General features: G+C 70.1%; 25 protein-coding genes. 14 read left to right on the forward strand and 11 right to left on the reverse strand.

Going from position 1 to position 23791, the window contains the following annotated elements; translation table 11 throughout:
• Positions 1–103: 103 nt before the first annotated feature.
• Genes DLJ58_RS20275 through DLJ58_RS20290 form a run of 4 tightly spaced genes read right to left on the reverse strand, consistent with a single transcriptional unit; the run spans position 104 to position 4486 of the window.
• The gene (locus tag DLJ58_RS20275; protein WP_124858596.1) at positions 104–1312 is read right to left on the reverse strand and encodes an ABC transporter ATP-binding protein; all 1209 of its coding nucleotides are present in this window, start codon (positions 1310–1312) and stop codon (positions 104–106) included.
• A 10-nt stretch (positions 1313–1322) separates the two neighbouring features.
• A complete protein-coding gene (locus DLJ58_RS20280; protein WP_124858597.1) occupies positions 1323–2159 on the reverse strand; it encodes a carbohydrate ABC transporter permease in 837 nt (278 codons plus the stop codon).
• 1 nt (position 2160) lies between these two features.
• Positions 2161–3144 (reverse strand): carbohydrate ABC transporter permease, encoded by a 984-nt coding sequence (locus DLJ58_RS20285; protein WP_124858598.1) that lies wholly within the window; start codon positions 3142–3144, stop codon positions 2161–2163.
• 55 nt (positions 3145–3199) lie between these two features.
• Positions 3200–4486 (reverse strand): ABC transporter substrate-binding protein, encoded by a 1287-nt coding sequence (locus DLJ58_RS20290; RefSeq protein ID WP_124858599.1) that lies wholly within the window; start codon positions 4484–4486, stop codon positions 3200–3202.
• A gap of 212 nt (positions 4487–4698) precedes the next feature.
• Between DLJ58_RS20290 and DLJ58_RS20295 the strand changes: the two genes are divergently transcribed.
• Genes DLJ58_RS20295 through DLJ58_RS20310 form a run of 4 tightly spaced genes read left to right on the forward strand, consistent with a single transcriptional unit; the run spans position 4699 to position 6542 of the window.
• A complete protein-coding gene (locus DLJ58_RS20295; protein WP_124858600.1) occupies positions 4699–5076 on the forward strand; it encodes a PadR family transcriptional regulator in 378 nt (125 codons plus the stop codon).
• Positions 5077–5079: 3 nt separating this feature from the next.
• The gene (locus tag DLJ58_RS20300) at positions 5080–5775 is read left to right on the forward strand and encodes a hypothetical protein (protein ID WP_124858601.1); all 696 of its coding nucleotides are present in this window, start codon (positions 5080–5082) and stop codon (positions 5773–5775) included.
• A 48-nt stretch (positions 5776–5823) separates the two neighbouring features.
• Positions 5824–6147 carry a hypothetical protein gene (locus tag DLJ58_RS20305; protein ID WP_124858602.1) on the forward strand — a complete coding sequence of 108 codons (324 nt, stop codon included), beginning with the start codon at positions 5824–5826 and terminating at the stop codon, positions 6145–6147.
• Positions 6144–6542, forward strand: a complete 399-nt coding sequence (locus DLJ58_RS20310) for a hypothetical protein (RefSeq protein ID WP_124858603.1) — start codon at positions 6144–6146, stop codon at positions 6540–6542. Before DLJ58_RS20305 ends, DLJ58_RS20310 begins: the two co-directional genes overlap by 4 nt.
• An 18-nt stretch (positions 6543–6560) precedes the next feature.
• Here the strand turns inward: DLJ58_RS20310 and DLJ58_RS20315 are convergent, their stop codons facing one another.
• Positions 6561–6818 carry a flavin reductase gene (locus DLJ58_RS20315; protein ID WP_124858604.1) on the reverse strand — a complete coding sequence of 86 codons (258 nt, stop codon included), beginning with the start codon at positions 6816–6818 and terminating at the stop codon, positions 6561–6563.
• Positions 6819–7082: 264 nt separating this feature from the next.
• Here DLJ58_RS20315 and DLJ58_RS20320 point away from each other — a divergent pair, with 264 nt between their 5' ends.
• The 5 genes from DLJ58_RS20320 (at position 7083) to DLJ58_RS20340 (ending at position 9908) form a co-directional block, all read left to right on the forward strand.
• Positions 7083–7883, forward strand: coding sequence for a helix-turn-helix domain-containing protein (locus tag DLJ58_RS20320; protein ID WP_124858605.1), 801 nt, complete (start codon positions 7083–7085; stop codon positions 7881–7883).
• Positions 7877–8059, forward strand: a complete 183-nt coding sequence (locus DLJ58_RS20325; RefSeq protein ID WP_124858635.1) for a DUF397 domain-containing protein — start codon at positions 7877–7879, stop codon at positions 8057–8059. The genes DLJ58_RS20320 and DLJ58_RS20325 overlap by 7 nt, the downstream gene beginning before the upstream one ends.
• A 204-nt stretch (positions 8060–8263) precedes the next feature.
• The gene (locus DLJ58_RS20330) at positions 8264–8968 is read left to right on the forward strand and encodes a VOC family protein (protein WP_124858606.1); all 705 of its coding nucleotides are present in this window, start codon (positions 8264–8266) and stop codon (positions 8966–8968) included.
• A gap of 185 nt (positions 8969–9153) precedes the next feature.
• Positions 9154–9585 carry a RusA family crossover junction endodeoxyribonuclease gene (locus DLJ58_RS20335; RefSeq protein ID WP_124858607.1) on the forward strand — a complete coding sequence of 144 codons (432 nt, stop codon included), beginning with the start codon at positions 9154–9156 and terminating at the stop codon, positions 9583–9585.
• A gap of 47 nt (positions 9586–9632) precedes the next feature.
• Entirely contained in the window at positions 9633–9908 is a 276-nt protein-coding gene (locus tag DLJ58_RS20340) for a hypothetical protein (RefSeq protein WP_124858608.1), read from the forward strand.
• Between the two features lie 13 nt (positions 9909–9921).
• Here DLJ58_RS20340 and DLJ58_RS20345 read toward each other — a convergent pair whose 3' ends face one another.
• The 3 genes from DLJ58_RS20345 to DLJ58_RS20355 all read right to left on the reverse strand — a co-directional run bounded on the left by DLJ58_RS20345 (position 9922) and on the right by DLJ58_RS20355 (position 12553).
• The gene (locus DLJ58_RS20345) at positions 9922–10707 is read right to left on the reverse strand and encodes a L,D-transpeptidase family protein (protein ID WP_124858609.1); all 786 of its coding nucleotides are present in this window, start codon (positions 10705–10707) and stop codon (positions 9922–9924) included.
• A 409-nt stretch (positions 10708–11116) separates the two neighbouring features.
• Complete coding sequence (locus DLJ58_RS20350; RefSeq protein WP_124858610.1) at positions 11117–11827, reverse strand: HAD family hydrolase; 711 nt, start codon at positions 11825–11827, stop codon at positions 11117–11119.
• A gap of 147 nt (positions 11828–11974) precedes the next feature.
• A complete protein-coding gene (locus DLJ58_RS20355) occupies positions 11975–12553 on the reverse strand; it encodes a TetR/AcrR family transcriptional regulator (protein WP_244219048.1) in 579 nt (192 codons plus the stop codon).
• 178 nt (positions 12554–12731) lie between these two features.
• Between DLJ58_RS20355 and DLJ58_RS20360 the strand changes: the two genes are divergently transcribed.
• Positions 12732–13931, forward strand: coding sequence for a low temperature requirement protein A (locus DLJ58_RS20360; RefSeq protein ID WP_124858612.1), 1200 nt, complete (start codon positions 12732–12734; stop codon positions 13929–13931).
• A 56-nt stretch (positions 13932–13987) separates the two neighbouring features.
• On the opposite strand, the gene DLJ58_RS20365 is transcribed toward DLJ58_RS20360, so the two are convergent.
• On the reverse strand, positions 13988–14902 hold the full coding sequence (locus tag DLJ58_RS20365) for an RNA polymerase sigma-70 factor (RefSeq protein WP_124858613.1): 915 nt from the start codon (positions 14900–14902) through the stop codon (positions 13988–13990).
• A 158-nt stretch (positions 14903–15060) separates the two neighbouring features.
• Here DLJ58_RS20365 and DLJ58_RS20370 point away from each other — a divergent pair, with 158 nt between their 5' ends.
• Complete coding sequence (locus tag DLJ58_RS20370; RefSeq protein WP_124858614.1) at positions 15061–15444, forward strand: DoxX family protein; 384 nt, start codon at positions 15061–15063, stop codon at positions 15442–15444.
• Between the two features lie 136 nt (positions 15445–15580).
• Here the strand turns inward: DLJ58_RS20370 and DLJ58_RS20375 are convergent, their stop codons facing one another.
• Positions 15581–16180 carry a TetR/AcrR family transcriptional regulator gene (locus tag DLJ58_RS20375; RefSeq protein WP_124858615.1) on the reverse strand — a complete coding sequence of 200 codons (600 nt, stop codon included), beginning with the start codon at positions 16178–16180 and terminating at the stop codon, positions 15581–15583.
• 100 nt (positions 16181–16280) lie between these two features.
• On the opposite strand from DLJ58_RS20375, the gene DLJ58_RS20380 reads away from it, so the two are divergent.
• Positions 16281–17438: an FAD-dependent oxidoreductase gene (locus DLJ58_RS20380; protein WP_124858616.1), complete on the forward strand. Its 1158-nt coding sequence runs from the start codon at positions 16281–16283 to the stop codon at positions 17436–17438.
• A gap of 123 nt (positions 17439–17561) precedes the next feature.
• Here the strand turns inward: DLJ58_RS20380 and DLJ58_RS20385 are convergent, their stop codons facing one another.
• Entirely contained in the window at positions 17562–20270 is a 2709-nt protein-coding gene (locus DLJ58_RS20385; protein ID WP_124858617.1) for an MGH1-like glycoside hydrolase domain-containing protein, read from the reverse strand.
• A gap of 42 nt (positions 20271–20312) precedes the next feature.
• Here DLJ58_RS20385 and DLJ58_RS20390 point away from each other — a divergent pair, with 42 nt between their 5' ends.
• Positions 20313–22256 carry an amylo-alpha-1,6-glucosidase gene (locus DLJ58_RS20390; RefSeq protein WP_124858618.1) on the forward strand — a complete coding sequence of 648 codons (1944 nt, stop codon included), beginning with the start codon at positions 20313–20315 and terminating at the stop codon, positions 22254–22256.
• Positions 22257–22393: 137 nt separating this feature from the next.
• Positions 22394–23728: a glycosyltransferase family 4 protein gene (locus DLJ58_RS20395; RefSeq protein WP_208741229.1), complete on the forward strand. Its 1335-nt coding sequence runs from the start codon at positions 22394–22396 to the stop codon at positions 23726–23728.
• Positions 23729–23791 lie beyond the last annotated feature (63 nt).

Below are 23791 nucleotides of genomic sequence, written 5' to 3' on the forward strand. Positions count from 1 at the left end.
CGCCCCGCCCCCGCCGCGCCGATCTTGCACTTCCTGTCCCGACACAAGGGGCATTCCACCTGTATCGACGACCGAAAGTGCAAGATCGGCGCGATCGGGGCCGTCAGTCGGCGAGCGCGCCGGCGGCTCGACCCTCGTGCAGGGTCAGGTTGCGGCCGTTGGCCGGGTCGAACAGGTGGATCTTCTCCAGGTTGAACCAGACCCGCCGCGTCTGCCCCTCGGCGACCGGGGACTCGGCGGACAGCCGGGTCACCAGGTTGCCGCCGGCACCGGCGAAGTCGGCGGCGCCCGCGTCGGCGGCCAGCTCCTCCAGCTCGGCGGCGCTGGCCTTCTCACCCTCGACGGTGAAGTAGACGTACTTGTCCGAGCCCATCGACTCGACGATGTCCACCGGCGCCTCGAACTCCATGCCCCGCCGACGGGTGTCGTCGTCGACCAGTTCGGCGTCCTCGAAGTGCTCGGGCCGGATGCCGAGGATCAGCTCGCGGGGCGCGTCGGCCGCCTCCAACTCCCGGCGGACCCGGTCACCGATCGGCACCGTGCCCAGGGCGGTGTGCAGCTCGCCGTCCTGCACGGCGGCGTGCAGGAAGTTCATCGACGGCGAGCCGATGAAGCCGGCCACGAAGAGGTTCTTCGGGTGGTCGTACAGCTCCTGCGGCGGCCCGACCTGCTGCACCGCGCCCCCGCGCATGATCACCACGCGGTCGCCGAGGGTCATCGCCTCGGTCTGGTCGTGGGTGACGTAGACGGTGGTGGTGCCGAGCTGCTTCTGCAGGCGGGACACCACGGTGCGCATCTGCACCCGCAGCTTGGCGTCGAGGTTGGACAGCGGCTCGTCCATCAGGAACGCCTTCGGCTGGCGGACGATCGCCCGGCCCATCGCCACCCGCTGACGCTGGCCACCGGAGAGGTTGGCCGGCTTGCGGTCCAGCAGCGAGGTCAGCTCCAGCACCTTCGCCGCCTCGTCGACCTTGCGGTCGATGGTCTCCTTGTCGAGTTTCGCCAGCCGCAGCGGGAACGCCATGTTCTCCCGCACGGTCATGTTCGGGTACAGCGCGTACGACTGGAACACCATGGCGATGTCCCGGTCCCGGGGGGCCTTGTCGTTGACCCGCTGCCCGGCGATGCGCAGCTCACCGGAGCTGATGTCCTCCAGCCCGGCGATCATGTTGAGGGTGGTGGACTTGCCGCAGCCCGAGGGCCCGACCAGGATCACGAACTCGCCGTCGGCGATCTCCAGGTCGACGTCCTGCACGGCGACGGTCCCGTCCGGGAAGCTCTTGCTCACCTTGTCCAGCACGATGTCAGCCATGACTACCCACCTATCCCTTTACCGCGCCGGAGGTCAGCCCGGACACGATGCGACGCTGGAAGAAGAGAACGAACAGGATGATCGGAACGGTGATCACCACGGCGGCGGCGCAGATCGCCCCGGTGGGGTCCTCGAACTGCGACGCGCCGGTGAAGAACGACAACGCGGCCGGCACCGTGCGGGACCGCTCGGTCGAGGTCAGCGAGATGGCGAACAGGAAGTCGTTCCAGCAGAAGATGAAGACCAGGATCGCCGTGGTGAACAGCCCGGGCGCGGCCAGTGGCGCGATCACCCGCCGGAACGCCTGCGCCTGGGTGGCGCCGTCCATCTTCGCTGCCTTCTCCAGATCCCACGGGATCTGCTTGAAGAACGCCGACAGCGTGTAGATCGCCAGCGGCAACGCGAAGGTGATGTACGGCAGGATCAGCCCCAGCCAGGTGTCGAAGATCTTGAGCTGACGCTCGATCTCGAACAGCGGCGACACCAGTGACACCTGCGGGAACATCGCGATCAGCAGGGAGACGCCGACCAGCAGCTTCTTACCGGGGAAGTCCAGCCGGCTGATCGCGTACGCGGCCATCGCGCCGAGCACCACCGCGATCAGCGTGGCGATCAGCGCGATGCCGATCGAGTTGACCAGCGCCCGGACGAACTGGTCGGTGTCGAAGATGGTCCGGTAGTTGTCCAGCGTCCACTCCCGGGGGATGAAGTTCCCGTCGGTGAGGGTGGCCGGCGTCTTGAACGACAGCGACGCGATCCACAGCACCGGGACCAGCGCGAAGACGACCACGAGGACGTCGAGCAGACCCCAGCGCAGTTTTGCCCTGGTAGTGGTTTCGACAGCCATGTCAGCGCCTCTCCCCGTCGTCGCTGCCCGGGGCAGCGGTGCCGAACAGCTTCACGAAGATGAACGCGATGATCGCCACGGTGATGAAGATCAGCACCGACATCGTCGAACCGATGCCGAGGTTGAGGCCCCGGATCAGGTTGTTGTAGGCGAGCATCGACACCGACGACGTCTCGTTGCCTCCGGCGGTCAACACGAAGATGTTGTCGAAGACCCGGAACGCGTCCAGGGTGCGGAACAGCAACGCGACCAGGATCGCCGGCTTCATCACCGGCAGCATCACCTTGGTGAACTTCTGCCAGGCGGTCGCGCCGTCGGTGGAGGCCGCCTTGAGCAGGTCCTCCGGGACCAGCGCCAGGCCGGCCATCAGCAGCAGCGCCATGAACGGGGTGGTCTTCCAGATCTCCGCCAGCATGATGATCGCCAGGGAGCTGGCCCGTTCGGTGAGCGGCGCGCCGTCACTGAACAGGTCGGCCAGGTAGCCGGTGCCGGGCGTCCAGGCGTACCGCCAGGAGAACGCGGCGACCACTGTGACGATCCCGTACGGGATCAGCGCCGAGGTCCGGACCAGGCCGCGCCCGACGATGGTGCGGTGCATGATGATCGCCAGGCCCATACCGAGCACCAGCTCGACGGCCACGGTGACCACCGTGATCAGCGTTGTCACCCCGAACGCGGTCCACCAGAACTCGTTGGTGAGCACTGTGACGTAGTTCTCCAGCCCGATGAACTCACGCTGGTCGGGGAAGCGCAGGTCGAAGCGCTGCAACGACAGCCAGACCGAGTAGATGATCGGGTACGCGGTCACCGCGATCATGACCAGCGCGGCCGGCGCGCAGAGCAGCAGACCGAGCCGGCGTTCGGCCTTCTTGTTCTCGCTCAACGGGGGCTTGCGACGGCTGCCGCGTTGCTTCGGTACGGAGGCGGGCCGCTGGGTTTCCTCGGCGGCGACTTCGGCGCCGGTCGGCGTGGCGTTGATACTCACGGGGCCACCTTCCTTCGCGACTGCGGGGCTCGCAGGAACGGCTCACTCCTCGCGCTCACGGCAGGACCCCCTTGGACTGGAGGGCGTCGGCGATGGCGCCGCGCAGCTCGTCGGCGGTCTGCTGCGGGCGGATCCCGGACGGTGGCGACAGGATCGCCGACATCACTGTGGAGATGCTCTGGTAGGCGGGGGTCAGCGGACGCGTCGCCGGTTCCTTCAACTCCTCCAGGATGGTGTCCTTCATCGGGTACGCCTCGGTCATCTCCGGGTCGTCGAAGACCGCCTCGATGGTCGGAGGAACGCCGTCGTTGATGGCGGAGAACTTCTGGTGCTCGGCGCTGCGGATGCACCGGGCCGCCTCGAAGGACTGCTCCGGGTGCTTGGAGTAGGAGCTGACCGCCAGGTTGACCCCACCGATGGTGACCTTGCTGGGGGTGCCTTCGTCGATGCCCGGAATCCGAGCCCAGCCGACCTGCTTGGCCAGCTCCGGGTTCGCCTCCTGAAGGGCCGGGTAGACGAACGGCCAGTTCACCTGGAACGCGCCCGCACCGGACTGGAACTCCAGCCGAACCGGGTCCTCGGTGGCGTTGCTGAACGACGGCGAGGTCACCCCCGAGTTGGCGAACTTCTTCAGCTGCTCCAACGCCCGGACCGTGCCCTCGTCCATCACGGCCTTCTTGCCGTCGTCGCTGAGGATCTTCCCGCCGGCGCTTTCGGCCAGGGTGTTGTAGAGGACGACCAGACCCTCGTACTGCGCGCCCATGGTGAGCACCTGGTACGGCTTGCCCTGGTCCTTGAGCTGCTGGGCCGCGCTGATCATCTGGTCCCAGGTGGTCGGCGGCTGCGGCACCAGGTCCTTGCGGTACCAGAGCAACTGGACGTTGGTGTTCTTCGGCGCCGCGTACAGCTTGTCCTCGTACCGGGCGGTGTCCAACGGCCCGGCGAGGGTGCCCTGCTCGACCTCGGCCTTGTCCTGGCCGGTCCACTCGCGGATCCAGTCGGCGCTGGCGAACTCCTGGGTCCAGGTGACGTCCAGGCCGAGCAGATCCATCCCGCTGTCCTCGGCGGCCAGCCGGCGCACCATCTGCACCCGCTGGTCGTCGGCCTGCCGGGGCAGCACCCGGTAGGCGATTTCGTACCGTCCCTGGGCCTGCGCGTTGCAGTCGTCGACGACCTTCTGCAGGTTCTGCTCTGGCGGGTAGTACAGGTTGATCGTGGGTGGGCCGCCAGCGTCGTCCGCGCCGCACGCGGCCAGCGGTGCGACGAGTGCCAGCGCGGCGGCCGCCGCGCCCAGCCGAACAACCGGCCGGCGTCGGTGTCGAGCCGTCTCGGGGTCCGTCATCGCTCTCCCCCTCTCCTCGGCGAAGACCGGGGAGGGCATCCGTGCCCCGGCGCACGGCGAGACGATCTCGAGCCGGTGAGCTGCGAAAACTCCGGCGCGAACGCTCTGTAGCGGCTACTCTGCCCCACCCGGGAAGTCGCGAAACCTGGCTGTCACAGCCGAAGTTCAGTTCGGTATATCGTGACGCCAAATAGCAAGGTAGTATGTGTCGCATGGTAGCGGCGGAGAGCCAGTCCTTCGACGACAACGACCGCCAGACCCAACTCCTGCGGGGCGCGCTGGACATGTGCCTGCTGGCGCTGCTGGCACGCGAGCCGGCGCACGGCTACGAGCTGGTTCGGCGAATGGAGACGGCCGGCTTCGGCGCCATCAGCTACGGCACCATCTATCCCCTGCTGACTCGCATGCGCCGACTTGGCCTTGTTGCTCACGAACAGCAGGTCAGCCCGACCGGTCCGCCCCGAAAGGTCTACGCGCTGACCGGGTCCGGTCGGATCCACCTGGATGCCTGGCAGAAACAGTGGAACCGCTTCACCGACACCGTCGACGCCGTTCTCTGCCCGCTCGACCACAACCCCACGAGGAGTTGACCCATGGACACCATCGACCGCCTGCTGGGCGAAGCCGACCAGGCGTGGCGCGGGTACGGGGTCGGCTCGGCCGATCGGGCGGCACTCGCCGCGGACCTGCGCCTCGACCTGCGAGCCGCGGCCGCCGACGGGGGCGATCCCGAGCAGTTGATCGGCGGTGACGTGTCCGGCTTCGCGCGGCGGCTCGCCGACGAGGCTGGCGTCCGACGGGTGCGTGGCGACTACGGCCGCATTCTCGGCACCGCGCTGATCGGCGCGACGCTCGGTGTCGTGCTCGGCTACGGCCTCCTGATGGCGGCCTACCCGGCCTTCGTCCGCATGGTCGACATCCCCCGCTCGATCGACGTACCGGTCCAGCTCGCCGTCGCCGTCTACTACGGCATACCGGCCGCCGTGGTCGTCACGGGAGCGGTCATCGCGGTACGGACCCGGCTCCGCGACCTGCCCGATATCCGGCGGACGGCTCGGTTGATGAGCATCCTCGTGCCGGCGGCCGGCATCGTCATCACGCCGATCACTGTCGGCTTCGCCTGGTCCACCCACTACAGCACGGCACCGCCGGTGGTGGTCGCGGAGATCGCCATGGTCCTGGCCGCGCTCGCGGGCGCCACTGCGCTGGCACGCCGCTTGTCACTGCGCGAGGCCCGGACCGCCGCCGACGGCCCGCACCCGAATGCCACCAGAGTCAAACCCGCTTGACGGTACGAGCAGCGCCAGCCTGGAGTATGACAGGTGTAAGCTGCGCGTATGACAGAGCCTCAGCGCCGCTTCACGATCTCCGTCCCCCCGGACGTGAGTCAGATCCTGGAGAGCCAGGGCAACCGCATGGCCAGCGCCTACGTCACTGAGTCGGTGCGTCGGCGCAAGCGGGTGGAGCAGCACAAGGAGTTGTTGCTCGCCGCCGGCATCCACGTCAGCGAGCAGGGTGTGGCCGAGGCGCGGGCCCGTCGCCTGGGCGTCGAGGCTGAGTGGTCTCCGGAGCGGTTCGAGGCGGAGCGCGCCAAGATCCGCGCCGCCATGGAGGCCGAGATGAACGGTGACGACACCGCGCCCCGCGCCGACGCCGCATGACCTCGGAGACGACGCCACCAGTTCGGCTCATCCTGGACCGGTCGGCCCTGCTGGGGTACGCCGTCCTCCGGACGGTGCACGTGGGCGAGCCCGTCCACGAGGTGATTGAGGACGGGGTGCGGTTCGGGGTGCCGGTGGTGGCAGCGACCGAAGCGTTGACCATGGCGACCGGCAAGGATTTGGCCCTGCTGCACAAGCTGCTGGCCCTGACGTCCTGCGCGCTGCTGCCCGAGCAGGCGGAGGATCTACCGGAGCTGACCTTCTGGCAGCGCAGGACCCGTCGTTTCGACCTGGCCGCAGCCGCCGTGGCGGGCCTGACCCACGACGCCGCGGTGCTGACCAGCGAGGGGCCCGGATACTCCGACGGGGTGCCGCTGATCCACTTTCCGGGATGAAGGACGGCGGGCCGAGCGTCAGCCGCGGGCCCTGGCCCAGGAGAGGAAACGCTCGGTCATCCGGGCCGGCGGGTGGTCCGGATGGAGTTGGGTGAGCTGGTTCGTCGCCTCGTGCATAAGAGTGCCGAGATAGATCAACAGTGCGGTCCGGTTAGCCCGGTACTCGCTCAGCAGGGCGAGCTTGGCCGGCTGGCAGGGCCACTCCCGGCCGCAGTTGCGGCACCGCCAGAGCGGGCGCATGGCGACGTGCGGGACGGGCGGCCGGACCACAACCATCACCGCCACCGCACCAAGGGCCTCAGCACATCGTCCTCCTGAAGGTGGGTGAAGGGGTCGCTCCCGCAAGGGGGAGACGGGAGCGACCCCGGGTGCAGAGCCTGCCGCCGCCATCCCGGCCACCAGCGGACCCGCCACTGGTGACAGTCTGGTGATGACGCGACTACCGTCGATACGTGCTCGTGCCATCCGTGCAGCTCAGCGGTCCAGGTGAGCACCCATGAGGGACACGCCGAGCCAGACCGAGCGAAGGTTGGGGAATCGATGGGGAGCGTCACCGACTACGTACTGGAGGAACTGCGTCTGTTCCGGACGGGGTTCGGGCTCAGTCAGGACGACTTCGGCAGGGGCATCGGCTATTCGGGTTCACATGTCAGCTCGGTGGAGACCGGCGGGCGACCGCCCACTAAGGAGTACATGAGGGCGGTCGACACCCACCACCACACCGGCGGGCGCTTCCTGCGCATGCTGGAGGGGTTGGCCCGGCTCGACGCCGAGCCGGCCTGGCTGCGCGAGTGGATCGAGTTCGAGCGGGAGGCGACCACGCTGCGCTGGTTCGAGTTGGCGTACGTGCCGGGCCTGCTCCAGACCGAGCGGTACGCCCGCGCGACGCTGGCCGGTGGCCGGTTCGACCCCGAGGATGTGGACCGGATCGTCGCCTCCCGGTTGGAGCGCCAGGCGATCCTGCAACGCCCGCGCCCGCCGCAGCTCATCGCCGTCCTGGACGAGGCGGTGCTGCGCCGGCCGGTGCTCGACCAGCCGGGGCTCATGGTCGAGCAGTGCGAACACCTCGCCCAGTTGACGGCGGCGGAGCATATCCAGGTGCACATCGTCCCGACGGATGCTGGGATGTACCTGGGAATGGGCGGCCAGTTCATCATCGCCGAGATGCCGGACGGCGAGCGCGTGACCTATGCCGACAACCAGCTCACCGCGCAGATCGTCGATGCGCCAACCGACGTCGCTAAGCTGGCGAAGACATGGGAAATCGTGCGGAACGAGGCGCTCCCCCGCCGGCAGTCAATCGACCTGATCAAGGAAGTGGCGAAGTCATGGGCATGCTGACCCCCCAGTGGCGCAAGTCGACCCGGTCCGGTGGCAACGGCGGAGCCTGCGTCGAGGTCGCCGACAACCTGCCGAGCGTGGTGCTGGTGCGCGACACCAAGGACCGCGACGGCGGCACCCTGCACGTCGACCCGACGGCCTGGAAGGCGTTCGTCGGTTTCGTCAAGCAACACTGAACGCGAAACCCGGAGAAGCCCTCACGCGAGGGCTTCTCCGAAGTAGACATGCCCCGACCGCCCGCCCGCGCCGATCTTGCAGTTTCGGTCGCCGAAAAGCGTGGAATGCCCCCTACGTCGGGACAGAATGTGCAAGATCGCGGTCAGACCCGGGTCAGACCCGGGTCAAACCCGGGTCAAACCCGGGTCAGGCATGCTGGGGCCATGATTGCGCGCTTCAAGGATCTCTGCCTGGACGCCACCAACCCACTCGCACTCGGCGCCTTCTGGGCCCGCATGCTCGACGGTGACGTGGCCGATGCCGGTGACGACGACACCCGGGTGGACCCGCGCTCCGCGCGCTCCAACGCCGAGTCGATCTGGGTGAACAAGGTGCCCGAGCCTCGGGTCGGCAAGACCCGCGTACACCTGGATCTGCGGTTGGCCGACGCGGACCCGGCGGCGTTGCTCGCGGATGGCGCACGGCTGGTCCGCGAACCGGGCGGCGAGGCGTCCTGGTGGGTGCTCGACGACCCGGAGGGCAACGAGTTCTGCGCGTTCCCGGCCCGTGACGGCACCCGACCAGGCCCGTTCGAGCTGGTGGTGGACTCGACCGACCCGGCGGCGCAGGCGACCTGGTGGGCCGGGGTGGTCGGCGGCACCGTCGAGCACGAGGCGAGCACCTCGTCGGTGGCCGGCGCGGCCGGGTTCCCGTGGGAGTACTGGGTGTTCGTCGGGGTGGCCGAGCCCAAGACGGTCAAGAACCGGCTGCACTGGGACGTCGACCTGGTCGACCCGGAGCCGATGGCGCTGATCGCGGCGGGCGCGACGCTGCTGCGGGAGCCGCTCGACGAGGCGCACTGGTGGTGGGTGCTGGCCGACCCCGAGGGCAACGAGTTCTGCGCCTTCGCACCACGCCCCACCGGGTGAACGACCGACTACCGAGCGCGGGCGTCGTCGGCTAGCGTTTTCCTAGCGCCGTAGCCGGCGCGTTCGCCACCGCCGTCGACACGCCTCCGGCCGACCCATGCCTGCCCGATCGGTTGGTAATCGCGGGAACGTCCCACCGCCGCTCCCCCGGTTCGGCAGGATCGTCCCAACGAGGAGGTGCCGTCGTGCAGGACACCCGCGCTCTCGCCCTGACGTTCGAGGTGAGCGGCCTGCCACCGGTCAAGACCGAAGCGTTGTCCATCTTCGCCGCCGGGCACCGGCAGGCGACGAGGGTCCGCACCCTGCTCCAGGCCGCCCTCGCCGCGGCCCAGCGCACCGGCTGGACGCCGCTGCCCGGGCCGATCGAGGTGGACCTGGTGTTGCGCTGCCCGCCCGGGCACCGTACGTCCGACGCCAGCACCCTACTCGGCGGCGTCTGCGCGGTGTTGCAGGACAAGAAGCGGGTGTCGAGCATCGGCCTCACCCACCTCGGCGTGCTGGTCGACGTCGCCCTCTACGACGACGACCGGCAGATCCGCCGGCTGTCGTACCACGAGGAGCCGGCGGAGGAGTTCTCGTACCAGGTGCGGGTCGCCGCCGTACCGGCCGGGGTTTGACCGACGTTCGCGGTGGGGTATCGCGGACGCCGACGAAGGGAGCACCGATGTCGGAGCCACATGTCACGCTCGACCCCCGCGGGCTCGATCCCGTGCAGCAGAAGCTGCGCGGCCCGCTGGAGGAGCAGCTGACCTCGGCGCTTCAGGCGGCCACCGAGCGGGTCCGCTCCGGCTATGCCGGCGAACCGGTCGAGCAGGTCTGCCAGCGACTGTTGGAGGAGACCCGCTCCGGGTTGCATCCCGACATCGCTGCCGGGTTCAACCCGGACATGGACGAGTTCTGCCGGGTGGCGGTGGCGATCGTCCGGCGCGAGGCGGACTGAGCCGCAACGGCTCTCAGTATCGGCTGAGCTGGGCGTACGGGCTGAGCACGATGCGCGGCGACAGCGCCGGGTCCAGCCAGTTGAGCACGTCGACCAGGTGATCGTGGGCGAGGGAGACGCAACCAGCGGTGGCGTTGCCGGCGCTGGTGCTGAACTGGTGCAGGAAGATCCCGCTGCCCGCGTTCGGCACCGGCTTCGGCACGTTCGGCGGCATGTTGTAGGTGATCACCGCGAAGTGCGTGTACGCGGGGACCTCCTTCCACAGTGCCTCGCTGGCCCCGCCCGGGTTGGTCGCACTCTGCTGGAAGGTGTTGTAGCGCGCGGACGACGGGTTCTCGTTCCACCAGTCACCACTGACCAGCCGGTGGTAGGGGAATCGCACGCCCGGGTTGGCCGCGATGCCGTACATGGTGGTGCCGATCGAGTAGACGCCGGTCGGCGTGGTCGCCACACCCTCCACGTGGTTGTCGCTGAAGCCCTTCGAGCCGATCCGAGCGGGCAACGACGGCGAAGCCGGCTGCCAGCCGTTCCGGACCCGCACGTACGCCTCCAGCGTGGCGTAGGTGGTGGTGTAGCTGCTGGCGCCGACGATGATCACCTGCTTCGTCTCCACCGGCAGCGTGGTCAACGCGCTGGCCCGGCTCGGTAGCTGCAACCCCGGCCAGGGCCGCTGCGCCGGGGCCGTGCCCCAGCCCGGCCGCAGCGGCCGGTCCGTCGCGAGTGCGGGCGCAGCCGGGGTGAGCACGGCCGGGGCGGCCAGACCCGCCGCCGCGCCGAGTAGGAGAGATCTGCGCTTCATGCCGCCATCCTGACAGTCGAACCGGCGCGGGGTCTGCCCCGCCCGTAAGGGTCGAACGATTCGCGGGCGGGTCAGGACCGGGTCCGCAACTACCCGGCCCTGACCCTCGGCCGTCCGGCAGGGAAGCGGACAGCTCCGGCACCCCGCCGCGCGGGCGTGGCACGACGCCACGCGCCAGAACGGGGTGAGCCGGCCACTTCGCACTCAGCTCCACGGTGCTCACCCGCCGAACGCCGACGCGCCCCCGACACACCCCGAAGGGCCGTGAGCGCCGAACCAGGTTAGGTGCGCTCCGACCGGCCGGACAAGCCGCGTCGGACGACCGGCGGCAGGACTGATCCCACGATGAAAATCGGGCAGATTGGCGTAACGCGACCATGATCGCCGACGCTGTTTGGCTTCGGTACGGTCAGAAGTGGCGCAGCAGATCCCGGAACGCGGCGAGCCGCAGCACCAAGCCGTCGGTCGGGTCCAGTTCGTCGTCCTCCAGCACCCAGGTGTTCGCGTTCGGAATGAACACCGCGTTCAATCCGGCGGCCCGCGCCGGCAGAATGTCGGACTTCGGGGAGTTGCCGATCATCCACGCGCCGTCCGGCGCGAAGCCGTGCTCCCGAGTGAGCCACCGGTACGTGTCGACGTTCTTCTCGGCGACGATGTGCGCGGCCCCGAAGTGGTGCAGCAGACCGCAGGCGTCCAACTTGCGCTGCTGCTCCTCCCGATCGCCCTTGGTGAGCAGCAGCAACTCGTGCCGGCCGGCCAAGTCGTCGAGCGCGTCGGCCACCCCCGGCATCAGCTCAACCTGGTGCTCGACGAGGGCCAACGCCAGCCGGTCGATCTCCTGACGTTCGGAGTCGGTGGCCGGCCGCTCGCGCAGCCGCTCCAGGCACTCCGCCAGGCTGCGCAGGAAGACCTTGCTGCCGTACCCGTGGGCCACCGCGTTGGCCCGCTCGATGTCGTCGAGGACGGCCCGCAGTTCGGCCCGATCCAGGGTGGGGTGGTCCAGCCAGGCAAGGAAGTCGTCGATCACCCGCTCGAAGACGACGTTGTTCTCCCACAACGTGTCGTCCGCATCAAAGATCAACACCTGTGCCTGCCGTCGCGCCGCCACGCCGATCGTCATGCCATCCCCTCCCCGTGCCACCGTCCCAAGGCCGAGAGACAGGATAGGCGGGAGATCGATGTGAGATCTTCCGGATTTTCGTGAACCGTTGCGGCGCGGCCGTCGTCCTGCGGAGGCGACATCCATGATGGTTCCCGCCCAGCGTGGTCAGGGCCACCGCAGCAACCGTTGCGCGATCAACGCTTCGCGGTCCTCCTGCCCCTCGGGTCGCAGCCGGCCACCGCGGGTGAGCATCACCACGCCGTGCAGCAGGCTCCAACCCACCTCGGCCAGGGTGTCCGGGTCCCGCCCCTCGGCCAGCGGGGTCAGGGCCGCCCGCAACTCGGCGAAGACCGCCCTCGGCGCGGCCGGCACGCCATCCACGCCGAGGGCCAGGTCGGGGGTCAGCGCGAGCATCGCGTCATAGACCTCGGGATTCGTGTACGCGAAGTCGAGGTACGCGGTCGCGACCGCCGGCCAGACCCCCTCGGGGCTCCCGGCGGTCTCCGCGTGCGCCTCGGCGAGGTCGGCGGCCAGATCGGCGAAGGCACACACCGCGACGGCGGCGATCAGCGCCTCCAGATCGGCGAAGTGCCGATAGATGTCGCCCATGTCGATCTGGGTTCGTTCGGCGAGCCGTCGAGTGGTCACACCCGCCCAGCCCTCCGTCTCGGCCAACTCTCGCGCGACCGTGACGATGAGGTCACGCCGGTCCTGTTCAGCGGCCTTCTCGGCAGGTCCGGGCACGTCCACGAGCGTAGAGGCGCACACCTGCGGTAGCGGTCGGGTGACGGATTGGTGACTGTTGTGGTGAGCCGGCCTCGCTCCCCCACGTGCCACAGCCGCCCCCTGGCTCGTTAGGCGAGGAGATCACCGCGACGGGAGGGGAAGTGGTCGTTCGGCGACACCGGCACGTGGGGAGCCGATGAGGAACACCCCCGACAGACTGTTGCGCAGCGAAGCCACCCGCCAGCGGGCCACCTTTCTGGAGCTCTTCCTCGACCTGGTCTTCGTCTTCGCCCTCACCCGGATCTCGGCGCGGCTGATCGCCGACTTCACCGACGGCCAGCGCGGTGTGTACGCGGGCCTCGGCCAGGCTCTGCTGCTGTTCCTGGCGCTGTGGGCGATCTGGTCGGTGACGGTCTGGTCGACAAGTTGGCTGGACCCGGACGCCCCGATCGTCCAGACCGTCATCATCATGACGTTGGTCGGTGCCATGACGATGGCCGTCGCCGTGCCGCACGGCTTCGGCGCGCGGGCCTCCCTCTTCGCCATCACCCTGGTGACCCTCCAGATCGGCCGAGTGGTGTTCTTCCACGTCGCCGGGCACGGCCGGCCGGACCCCCAACAGTCCATCCGGATCCTGTTCTGGTTCGGCCTGAGCGCACCGCTCTGGGGCCTCGGCGGGCTGGTCGACGACGGCACGGTTCGCGGGACACTCTGGACCCTCGCCGTGCTGACCGACTACACGGGGCTGTACTTCGGCTGGCCGACCCCCCGACTCGGCGCGCAACGACTCGGCGTCCAGATGATCGCGGCCGAGCACCTGGCCGAGCGGTACCAACAGTTCCTCCTCATCGCTCTCGGCGAGGCGATCTTCGTCATCGGCCTAGCCTTCAGCGGCAGCGAGTTCCACACCGACCAGACGGGTGGGTTCGTCCTGGCGCTGGCGAGCACCGTCCTGCTCTGGCGGATCTACTTCCACGTGGCGGGAGGAATGCTCGGCGCGGCCGTCGACCGTTCCGGTAACCCGGCCCGGCTCGCGACCGACATGGCGTTCGCCCACATGGTCATGATCGCGGGGATCGTGCTCACCGGCGTCGGCTTCGAGCTGTTCATCACCGAGCCGCTCGGGCACCTCCCGGCGACCTGGCTCATCGCCATCTTCGGCGGCCCGGTGCTCTTCCTCGCCGGACGATCGGCGCTCGAATACCAGGTCTTCGGTCGGGTCTCCCGGTCCCGGCTGGCCGCCCTGCTGGCCTTCGGCCTGCTGATCCCGGCAGCACTGCACCTCCGGCCGCTCACCGCAGGCGCGGTCGCCGCCGTTGTGCTGCTCGGCGTCGCCGGAGCGGATGCGCGACGATCCCGCCACCGGTCGCCGGAGACGCCCACGCCCCCGTACTAGGGTCCGTGTCGAAGCGGGTCGAAGACCGGCGGGTTGGCGAGCGCCCTGTAGCGCGATCAGCGGCCCAGGGCCGTTTCGCTTCGCATGTGCGACAACTTCTCCGGGTTACGCACCGCGTAGACCCCGCTGATGAGACCGTCGTCGATACGCAGCGCGAGGACCGTGTCGACCGCGCCGTCGAGCCGCAGAATCAGCGCCGGGTGACCGTTGACCTGGGCGGGGTGCAGCGACATGGTCGCGGTCCTGGCGTGTGTGCTGCACAGCAGACGGGCCACCTTGTCGGCCCCGGCGACAGGCCGCAGCACGGCCTGCTTGATCCCGCCGCCGTCGCCGATGAGCACGACATCCGGCGCGAGGACGTCGAGCAGGCCCTGCACGTCGCCGGTCTCGACGGCCCGCCGGAACGCGTCCAACGCCCGCCGGGTGTCCGCCGAGGAGACCATCCCGCGCTGCCGGCGCGCGGCGACATGAGCCCGCGCCCGGTGGGCGATCTGACGGACCGCGGCGGGACTCTTGTCGACCGCCTCGGCGATCTCGTCGTACCCAAGGTCGAAGACCTCACGGAGGACGAACACCGCCCGCTCGGTCGGCGCGAGCGTCTCCAGCACCAGCAGCATCGCCATCGAGACGCTCTCGGCGAGTTCGACGTCGTCGGCGACGTCCGGTGCCGTCAGCAGCGGCTCCGGTAACCAGGAACCGACGTAGGACTCCCTGCGCCGGCCCACCGCCCGCAGCCGGTTGAGCGACAGCCGGGTGGTGATCCGGACCAGGTAGGCGCGCTGGTCCCGCACCGTCGCGAGGTCCGCGTCCGCCCACCGCAGCCAGGTCTCCTGGAGTACGTCCTCCGCGTCGGCGGCCGAGCCGAGCATCTCGTACGCGACGGTGAAGAGCAGGTTCCGGTGACTGACGAACGCGTCGACGGCCCGGTCCCCCCGGCCGTCCGCTCCTCTGATTCCGCCTTCCGCATCCATGCGTCCTCCAGTCTCGCCGAACTCGACCGCGTCGCCCACCAGACACCGGCCTGCCGACTTCTGTGACGCCGGGCGTCCGTGCTCCTCGTCACTTCACGAGCTGTCACAGCGCAGCGGCCGGCGGTGTCTCCTGTGTGACCCGAGACGGAGGCAAACTCATGAACCTGGCACTGTGGATAGCGGCCGGTCTGTTGGCCACAATCGCCCTGGCCGGCGGCATCACCAAGACGTTCGTACCCAAGCAGAAGTTGGCCGCAGCCAACGGCGGAGGGTGGACCGGCGACGCCAGCGTGGGCTTCGTCAAGACCCTCGGAGTCCTGGAAGTCCTAGCCGCGGTCGGTCTCATCCTGCCCGCCGTGCTGGACATCGCACCGGTGCTGGTGCCGGTGACCGCCATCTGCTGGATCCTGCTGATGATCGGCGCGATGATCACCCACCTGCGCTACGGCGAGGCGAGGTTCATCGTGCTGAATCTGATCTACCTCACCCTGGCCGCGTTCGTGGCCTGGGGTCGCCTCGGACCCGAGCCCTTCACCGGCTGACCCGAGCCCTCTCCCGCCCCGGCTGATGGACCGTGCCCCGCCGTCCTCGCGCGATGACGTCGCGGACCGCGCTGCGGAGACGCACGACGATTCGGGCCGGGACGCGAGGCCCAGCGCGGGATTGCCGGCGCGGCGCTCAGGAGGGTGCGGCGGCGGGGAAACCATGGGTGAGCGCGCCGATCACCCGCTGGATCCGGTGCTCCGCCGTCGGGTCGGTGTGGCCGGTCAGCGCGACGTGGTGCAGCACGCTGACCACCGCCAGGGCCAGTGCGTCGGTGTCGGCGTCGGCAGGCACGCGCCCACGGCTCTGCTCGGCGGCCAGATAGTCGGCGACCGCGCGTTCGATCCCCCGTAGCCCTGACATACCGCTACCCAGGACCGCCTCGACGTTCGCCGACAACTCCGGGCGGAACGCGGTCAGCCGGGCCAACGCCGTCAGCGTGCCCAACGGCGTGGCGAGGACGGCCTGACGCAGATTGTCGGCAACCGTGCCGGACCCGGCGCGCTGCGGCAGGCCGGCCACCTCGCCGGCGATCTGGAAGACGCGATCGACCGCGAACCCGGTCAGGAAATCGTCGAAGTTCGCGAAGTGCGCGTAGAGCAGGCCAGTCGCGACGCCGGCCTCGCGCGTGACGGCCCGGCCGGTGAGCCGGCTCGGCCCCTCTTCCACGATCAACCGCTCGACGGCAGCGAAGAGCTGCTGTCTGAGCGCTGGGATGGCGACTCCGCGCGGCATGGCTGAAGTCTAGGCGGTTGCGCCGTCGCCGGTTGCGCCGGTATGAACAGTCGCTCATACTAGTTTGAGCAGATGCTCATTCTAGGCGGCGAGGTGCTGGATGAAACGTGCGGTGATCGTGGGTGCGGGGATAGCCGGGCTGGCCACAGCCCTGCGACTCCACCGGGACGGGTGGCAGGTTCTCGTGGCCGAACGGGCCCCGGCCCGGCGCAGCAGCGGCTACATGGTGAACCTGATCGGGCCGGGCTACGACGCCGCCGAACGCCTCGGCCTGCTCCCCGCGCTGTCCGCCGCCGACCTGGGGCTGTTCACCACCGTGCTGGTCCACGCCGACGGACGGCCCAAGTTCACCGTGCCGTCCGCCATCGCCGAGGCCGCACTCGGCAAGCGGGCCCTCTCGGTGTTCCGCGGCGACCTGGAATCCAGCCTCTTCGAAGCGGTGCGAGACCGTGTCGACATCCGCTTCGGCACCACCGTCACCACCGTCGACCAGCACACCGATCACGTACGCGTGGAGTTGAACGACGGCACCATCGAGCAGGCCGACCTGCTGGTCGGTGCCGACGGGGTGCACTCGGCCACCCGTACCGCCGTGTTCGGCCCCGACTTCCGGGTGGACCTCCCGTACCTCGTGGCCGCCTTCCCCCTGACCCACCCGGTGCCTGGCGTGCCCGAGTCGTCCGCCACCACGTACATCGGCCCCGGGCGCACCGCGGCGATGGTCAACCTGGGCCCGGAACGGTCGTCGGCGTTCTTCACCTATCGCAGCGCGGAGCCCACCGCCGACCTGAGAAGCGGGCCGGTCGACGCGCTGCGGGCCGCGTTCGGAGATCTCTCGGGTGGCGTGCCCGACGCGATCGACCACCTTGCGAAGGACCCGGCCAGCGCCTACTTCGACGCCGTCAGCCAGGTGGTCATGCCACGCTGGAGCACCGGTCGCGTCGTCCTGCTCGGAGACGCGGCGTGGTGCGTGACGCTCTTCGCCGGACACGGCGCGGCCCTCGCCCTGGCCGGCGCCGACCACCTCGGCGACGCCCTGCGACGGCACGCCGACGACCTCCCCGCCGCACTCGCCGAGTGGGAGGCCGGGCTACGCCCGGAGGTCAGCAAACGGCAGGCACTCGCCCGTCGAGGAATGGCCCAGTACGCGCCACCCAGCCGGTTCCACGTCTGGATGAGCGATCTGACCATCCGGGCGATCACCCTGCCCGGCATCAGCGGCCTCGTCCGACGAGGTATCGAACGGGCGAACCGCTGAGTGCTGTCCGGCCTTTCGCATGATCGTGCTCGATCCAGGATCGAGTGGCCTCCTGACGTCAGCGACACCACTACAACCTGGATCGAGCACGATCATGCAGGGCGAACGCGCGGGCGGCGGGGGTCAGCGGCGCAGCGTGAGGATCAGGTCGGCGACCAGGGCTGTCCAGCCGGTCTGGTGCCAGGCGCCCAGGCCGGCCCCGTTGTCGCCGTGGAAGTACTCGGGGAAGGCGATCAGGTCGCGCCAGTCCGGGTGGGTCTGGAACATCTGAGCGGCACCGTAGATCGGCCGTCGACCCCAGTCGTCCTGGGTGAAGAGCGAGATCAGCCGGGCGGAGAGGTCGTCGGCGATCTCGTCCAGGGTGTGCTTCACCCCGGAGCGGGTCGGGTACTCCACCTGGAGGTCGTCGCCGAAGAACGCCGCGTAGTCGCGCAGCGCGCTGATCAGCAGGAAGTTCGTCGGCATCCAGATCGGCCCGCGCCAGTTCGAGTTGCCCCCGAACAGTCCGCTGGTCGACTCGGCCGGTTCGTAGCCGACGGAGAACTCCTGCCCGCCGAGGGTGACCGAGAACGGCTTGTCCAGGTGCGCGCGGGACAGCGTACGGAGGCCGAAGTCGGAGAGGAACTCGTCCGGGTCGAGCATCCGGGCGAGCAGGCGGACCACCTGCTCCGGGCCGACCATGGACAGCAGTCGCTGCTGCCGGCCGTCGGGGCCCAGTCGGCGGGTGCCGATCACCTGGGCGTACTCCGGGCGGTTGGTGAGGAACCAGCGCAGCCGGGCGCCCAACTCCGGTAGGTGGTGCAGGGTCCGGGCGGTGAGCCGGGTGGTGGCGGCCAACGGCAGCAGCCCGACGACGGAGCGGACCTTCAGCGGCACCTTCGTGCCGTCGGCGAGGCGCAGCACGTCGTAGAAGAAGGCGTCCTCGTCGTCCCACAACCCCTGCTCGTACGCGGCGGCGGCGATGTAGGCGAAGTGCTCGAAGAACTTGGTAGCGGTGTCCACCCAGGTCCGGTCGTGTTCGGCGAGCACGATCGCCATGTCCAGCAGGTTGAGCGCGTACATGCCCATCCAGCCGGTGCCGTCGGACTGCTCCAGCACCCCGGCGACCGGCAGCGCCGCCGAGCGGTCGAACGGCCCGACGTTGTCCAGCCCGAGGAAGCCGCCCTCGAAGACGTTGTTGCCGCCGGTGTCCTTGCGGTTGACCCACCAGGTGAAGTTGAGCAGCAGCTTGTGCATCACCCGGGCCAGGAACTCGTAGTCCCGGCCGCCGTCGATCTCGAACACCTTCAGCGCCGCCCACGCGTGCACCGGCGGGTTCACGTCGCCGAACGCCCACTCGTACGCCGGGATCTGCCCGTTGGGGTGCAGGTACCACTCGCGGAGCAGGAGCAGGATCTGCTCCTTGGCGAAGCCCGGGTCGACCCGGGCGATGCTCACGCAGTGGAAGGCCAGGTCCCAGGCCGCGTACCAGGGGTATTCCCACGGGTCAGGCATGGAGATGACGTCGAAGCTGGTCATGTGCCACCAGGCGCTGTTGCGCCCGTGTCGACGTCCGGCCGGCGGCGGGGTCGAGCCCGGGTCGCCTTCGAGCCAGCGTTTGACGTCGAAGTGGTAGAACTGCTTGCCCCACATCAGCCCGGCGATAGCCTGCCGGGCGACCAGCGCCTCGTCGGGTGTGGCGGCCGGCGGGATCACTCCGGCGAAGAACCGGTTCGCCTCGGCCCGCCGCGCCCACACCACGGCCTCGAAGCCGTCGCTGAGGTCGGCCGGGGGCGGCGGCGCGGCGGCCGGCGGCGACGCGGTGCGGGTCAGCCGCAGCCGGATCTGGCGCTGCCCGCCGGCCGGCACGTCGAGCACGTAGTGCAGCGCGCCCTTGGTGCCCTCCCGGGCCGGGTTGACGGTGGCCGCGCCGTTGACGACGTGGTCGTTGATGCCGTCCTTCGGGTACGGGGAGCGGCCGGGCAGGCCCCAGAGCCGCTCGGCGTTGGTGTCGTTGTCGCAGAGCAGCGGCACCGGGCCGCCGTCGCCCTCCAGCAGCAGTTGGCCGAGCACCCGGTGCTCGCCGACGAGCCGGGTGCCCTGGCCGGTCAGCCGGGGGATCCGGTCGCCGCCGGGCAGGCCCCAGGACCAGGTGTTACGGAACCACAGGGTGGGCAGGACGTGCAGGGTGGCAGCCTGGTCGCCCCGGTTGGCGACGGTCACCACCATGCAGAGGTCGGTCGGGGACGCCTTGGCGTAGTCGACGGTCACGGCCCAGTACCGGTCGTCGTCGAAGATCCCGGTGTCCACCAACTCGTACTCGGTGTCGTCGCGGCCGCGCAACGCGTTCACCGCGACGAGTTCGTCGTACGGGAAGGGTGCCTGCGGGTAGTGGTAGCGCCAGCGCATCCAGGAGTGGGTGGGCGTGGAGTCCTCGTACCACCAGTACTCCTTGGCGTCCTCGCCGTGGTTGCCGCTGTCTCCGCCGAGGCCGAACATCCGCTCCTTGAGGATCGGGTCCTTGCCGTTCCACAGCGCGAGGGCGAACGCGAACGTCTGTCGGTCGTCGCAGACGCCGGCCATCCCGTCTTCATTCCACCGGTAGGCTCTGGACCGCGCGTGGTCATGCGGGAAGTAGTCCCAGGCCGTACCGTGCTCGCTGTAGTCCTCCCGTACCGTCCCCCACGCCCGTTCGGACAGATAGGGACCCCATGCACGCCAGTCCTGCTCCCCCGAGTCGGCCTGGGCGAGCCGGAGCCGCTCAGCGTCGGGTGGCGAGGCGTCGGAGGACGATCGGTCAGTGATCACGTGCACATCTTTGACGTCGCCGCGGTACTTGACCACAGCGGCCATTCTCGTCGTGGCGTGTTACACCTTGCCGCAGGTGGAGGAAAGTTGATCGACATTCGCTTCGGCCCGCAGGTCTGCGGCGATCTGACCAGCGCGGCCAGCCGGGAGTGGCTGGTTCCCGACGGCCTCGGCGGCTATGCGATGGGCACGGTGGGCGGGCTGCGGACACGTCGCTACCACGGCCTGTTGGTGGTTCCCGGCGAAACGCCGGCGTCTCGCCGAGTGGGACTGGTCAGCCTCGATCCGGCCGTCACCCTGCCGTCCGGCGCGCGGGTGCGCCTCGGCGCGCACGAGTGGGCCTCCGGCGACGTGGACCCGCGCGGCTTCGAGCTGTTGGAGCGCTTCGACCTGGTCGACGGACTACCCCGGTGGCGGTGGCGGATCGGCGCGGTGGTGATCGAACGGGAGCTGGCCATGCTGCCCGGCCGTTCCTGCGTCGCGGTGGTGCACCGGCTGGTCGCCGGTGGTCCGGTCCGGCTGGAGCTGTCGGCCGCCTGCACCTGGCGGGACGCGCACGGCGAACGGCGGGCCGACGGCCCGATCCCGCAGGTCGAGGCGGTGGCCGACGGCGCGGTGGTCGAGGGCGCGTACCGGCTCGCCGGCCCGGGCTGGGCGCCCGAGGGGCAGTGGTGGCTGGGCGTGCACCACCGCGAGGAGGCCAACCGAGGGCTGCACCCGGACGAGGACCTCTGGTACGCGGGCCGCTTCGTCGGCGAGCTGGACCGCCCCGGCGACACGGTGTCGGTGCGGGCCTGGGCCGATCCGCTCGACCTGGAGCCGATGGCGGCCGAGGACATCGTGGCGACGGCCCGGCGGCGCAACCGGCAGGTGGTAGCGACGGCGAAGCCGGCCGACGACGTGGACGCCACCCTGGCGCTGGCCGCCGACGCGTTCGTGGTGCGCACCAACCAGGCGGCGGTGGACGTGGTCGCCGGCTACCCGTGGTTCGGGGCGTGGTCGCGCGACACGATGATCTCGTACGAGGGGTTGTTCCTCTGCACGGGTCGCGCCGACGAGGGTCGGGAGCTGCTGCGGTCGTACGCGGCGACGCTGTCGGAGGGGATGCTCGCCAACACGGCCGACACCGGTCGGGTGGAGTACAACACCGTCGACGGCACGCTGTGGTTCCTGCACGCGATGAGCCGGCACGTCACCGTCACCGGCGACACCGACCTCGGCGACGAGTTGCTGCCCGCGTTGCGCGCGGTGATCGACGCCCACACCGCCGGCACCCGGTACGGGATCCGGGTCGACCCGGCCGACGGGCTGCTCACCCAGGGTGCCGCCGGCACCGCGCTGACCTGGATGGACGCCCGGGTGTACGGGGTGCCGGTCACCCCGCGGACCGGCAAGCCGGTCGAGGTCAACGCGTTGTGGATCAACGGGCTGGCCGGGCTCGCGGAGCTGACCGAGCTGGCCGGGCAGGACGCCGACGAGCTGTGGCGACGCCACCGGCAGGCCACCGCCTCGTTCCGGGAGCGGTTCCCGGCCCCGACCGGCTGGCTGCACGACGTGCTGGACGCGCCCGCACCGGCGTACCCGTTGGGTGGCGCCGCCCTGCACGACGACGACGCGTTGCGCCCCAACCAGCTGCTGGCCTGGTCGCTGCCGTACGCCCCGATGGAGCCGGACGAGGCGACGCTGCGGCGGGTCGGGGGCGGGCTGCTCACCCCGCTCGGGCCGCGCAGTCTGGCCCCGGATTCCGGGGAGTTCGTGGGCCGGCACCGGGGCGGCCCGGCCGACCGGGACGGGGGCTACCACCAGGGCACGGTCTGGCCGTGGTTGCTCGGCCCGTACGTGGACGCCGCACGCCGGGGAAAGATGTCCGTCGATGACGTGTTCGTTGGCATTGAGGCCCATTTGATGGAATATGGGTTAGGCTCGGTGAGCGAGACGGCCGATGGCCTCGCGCCGCACACCGCTACCGGGTGCCCGTTCCAGGCATGGTCGGTGGCCGAGCTGCTGCGGGTGCGGCGAAAGAGCCAGTAGCGCTTTACACGACCGCAACGGTGGTGTCGCCGCTGGTTATCGCGATCCCGGCAGGATTGGCCTCGATCCAGACGCGACGGCGACATCGAAACCGGTGTCGGTCGGCGCGCGCCCGGGGACAACTCAAAGGGGGCCGCATGTCACTCGATGCCCACGTGATCGACATCAACCCCGCCCGACAACTGCGGGTGCTGATGCTCTCCTGGGAGTACCCGCCGGTGCTCGTCGGCGGTCTCGGTCGACACGTGCACGCCCTCTCCGTCGCCCTCGCCGCCGCCGGCCACGAGGTCACCGTCGTCACCCGCCACAGCGACGGCGCGCCCCTGGAGGAGTACGCCGACGGCGTGCGCATCCTGCGCGCCCCCGAAGACCCGGTGGCCTTCCCCCTCGCCACCGGCTCACTGCTGGCCTGGACCATGGGCTTCAACCACACCCTCACCCGCACCGCCCTGCGCGCCACCCAGGCCGGCTCCTACGACGTGATCCACGCCCACGACTGGCTCGTCGCCCACACGGCCGTCACTCTCGCCGAGCACCTGGACCTCCCCCTGGTCACCACCATGCACGCCACCGAGGCCGGGCGGCACCAGGGCTGGCTGCCGGAGGAGATGAACCGCACCATCCACGGCGTCGAGCACTGGCTCAGCAGCTCATCCATCCGGGTGATCACCTGCTCCGGGTACATGCGCGATCAGGTGACCACACTGTTCGACGTACCGGCCGCCCAGGTCGACGTGGTGCCCAACGGGGTCGACGACCGGGCCTGGCGGCCCCGCCCCCGAGCGGTCGCGTCGGCCCGGGCACGGTTCGCCGGGGACGGCCCGTTGGTCGGGTACGCCGGACGGCTGGTCTACGAGAAGGGCGTCCAGCACCTGGTGCACGCCGTACCCCGGCTCCGCGAACGACACCCTGGGCTGCGCGTCGTGATCGCTGGCGACGGCCCGTACCGCACCGAGTTGGAGGCGGAGGCCCGGCGACTGGCCCTCAGCTCGACCGTCCGGTTCACCGGGTTCCTCGACTCCAATCAACTACCGGCGATGCTCGGCGCCACCGACGCGACGGTGGTGCCCAGCCTCTACGAGCCGTTCGGCATGGTGGCGCTGGAGGCGGCGGCCGCCGGAGCGCCCCTCGCCGTGGCCCGTACCGGCGGCCTCGCCGAGATCGTCGAACCCGGCGTGACCGGGGTGACCTTCCCGCACAGCGACCCGGACGCGCTCGCCGGCGCGGTCGGCCAGCTGCTCGGGGACGAGGTCTTCGCCCGGCGGCTGGCCCGCCGGGCCCGCACGATGGTCGGCGAGCGCTACGGCTGGGCCACCATCGCGGCCCGCACCGCCGCCAGCTACGCCACCGCTCGTCGCGAGCACGGCCCCGTGCAGGCCCGACGCGCCGCCGCCCGACTGGCCGGCGGGCGGGCCCGGATCGCCATCCCGGAGGGGAACCTGCTCGCCGCCGCCGACCACGCCGCATGCTGAGCTGAGTCGGACGACCGATAGGTGACTTCCGATCCGCTGGTTAGGGTGTAGCCCGGACAGCGG

It is taken from the genome of Micromonospora arida (assembly GCF_003857035.1).
Lineage (GTDB): Bacteria > Actinomycetota > Actinomycetes > Mycobacteriales > Micromonosporaceae > Micromonospora > Micromonospora arida.

What these genes read in the sequence shown, in the direction of transcription:
- DLJ58_RS20320 (WP_124858605.1), top strand. Translation starts at nt 7,083, where the DNA reads ATGGGGAGCGTCACCGACTACGTACTGGAGGAACTGCGTCTGTTCCGG.
- DLJ58_RS20385 (WP_124858617.1), bottom strand. Translation starts at nt 20,270, where the DNA reads ATGGCCGCTGTGGTCAAGTACCGCGGCGACGTCAAAGATGTGCACGTG.
- DLJ58_RS20395 (WP_208741229.1), top strand. Translation starts at nt 22,394, where the DNA reads ATGTCACTCGATGCCCACGTGATCGACATCAACCCCGCCCGACAACTG.
- DLJ58_RS20315 (WP_124858604.1), bottom strand. Translation starts at nt 6,818, where the DNA reads ATGGTTGTGGTCCGGCCGCCCGTCCCGCACGTCGCCATGCGCCCGCTC.
- DLJ58_RS20305 (WP_124858602.1), top strand. Translation starts at nt 5,824, where the DNA reads ATGACAGAGCCTCAGCGCCGCTTCACGATCTCCGTCCCCCCGGACGTG.
- DLJ58_RS20330 (WP_124858606.1), top strand. Translation starts at nt 8,264, where the DNA reads ATGATTGCGCGCTTCAAGGATCTCTGCCTGGACGCCACCAACCCACTC.
- DLJ58_RS20310 (WP_124858603.1), top strand. Translation starts at nt 6,144, where the DNA reads ATGACCTCGGAGACGACGCCACCAGTTCGGCTCATCCTGGACCGGTCG.
- DLJ58_RS20325 (WP_124858635.1), top strand. Translation starts at nt 7,877, where the DNA reads ATGCTGACCCCCCAGTGGCGCAAGTCGACCCGGTCCGGTGGCAACGGC.
- DLJ58_RS20365 (WP_124858613.1), bottom strand. Translation starts at nt 14,902, where the DNA reads ATGGATGCGGAAGGCGGAATCAGAGGAGCGGACGGCCGGGGGGACCGG.
- DLJ58_RS20280 (WP_124858597.1), bottom strand. Translation starts at nt 2,159, where the DNA reads ATGGCTGTCGAAACCACTACCAGGGCAAAACTGCGCTGGGGTCTGCTC.
- DLJ58_RS20380 (WP_124858616.1), top strand. Translation starts at nt 16,281, where the DNA reads ATGAAACGTGCGGTGATCGTGGGTGCGGGGATAGCCGGGCTGGCCACA.
- DLJ58_RS20275 (WP_124858596.1), bottom strand. Translation starts at nt 1,312, where the DNA reads ATGGCTGACATCGTGCTGGACAAGGTGAGCAAGAGCTTCCCGGACGGG.
- DLJ58_RS20360 (WP_124858612.1), top strand. Translation starts at nt 12,732, where the DNA reads ATGAGGAACACCCCCGACAGACTGTTGCGCAGCGAAGCCACCCGCCAG.
- DLJ58_RS20375 (WP_124858615.1), bottom strand. Translation starts at nt 16,180, where the DNA reads ATGCCGCGCGGAGTCGCCATCCCAGCGCTCAGACAGCAGCTCTTCGCT.
- DLJ58_RS20370 (WP_124858614.1), top strand. Translation starts at nt 15,061, where the DNA reads ATGAACCTGGCACTGTGGATAGCGGCCGGTCTGTTGGCCACAATCGCC.
- DLJ58_RS20290 (WP_124858599.1), bottom strand. Translation starts at nt 4,486, where the DNA reads ATGACGGACCCCGAGACGGCTCGACACCGACGCCGGCCGGTTGTTCGG.
- DLJ58_RS20340 (WP_124858608.1), top strand. Translation starts at nt 9,633, where the DNA reads ATGTCGGAGCCACATGTCACGCTCGACCCCCGCGGGCTCGATCCCGTG.
- DLJ58_RS20300 (WP_124858601.1), top strand. Translation starts at nt 5,080, where the DNA reads ATGGACACCATCGACCGCCTGCTGGGCGAAGCCGACCAGGCGTGGCGC.
- DLJ58_RS20295 (WP_124858600.1), top strand. Translation starts at nt 4,699, where the DNA reads ATGGTAGCGGCGGAGAGCCAGTCCTTCGACGACAACGACCGCCAGACC.
- DLJ58_RS20345 (WP_124858609.1), bottom strand. Translation starts at nt 10,707, where the DNA reads ATGAAGCGCAGATCTCTCCTACTCGGCGCGGCGGCGGGTCTGGCCGCC.
- DLJ58_RS20350 (WP_124858610.1), bottom strand. Translation starts at nt 11,827, where the DNA reads ATGACGATCGGCGTGGCGGCGCGACGGCAGGCACAGGTGTTGATCTTT.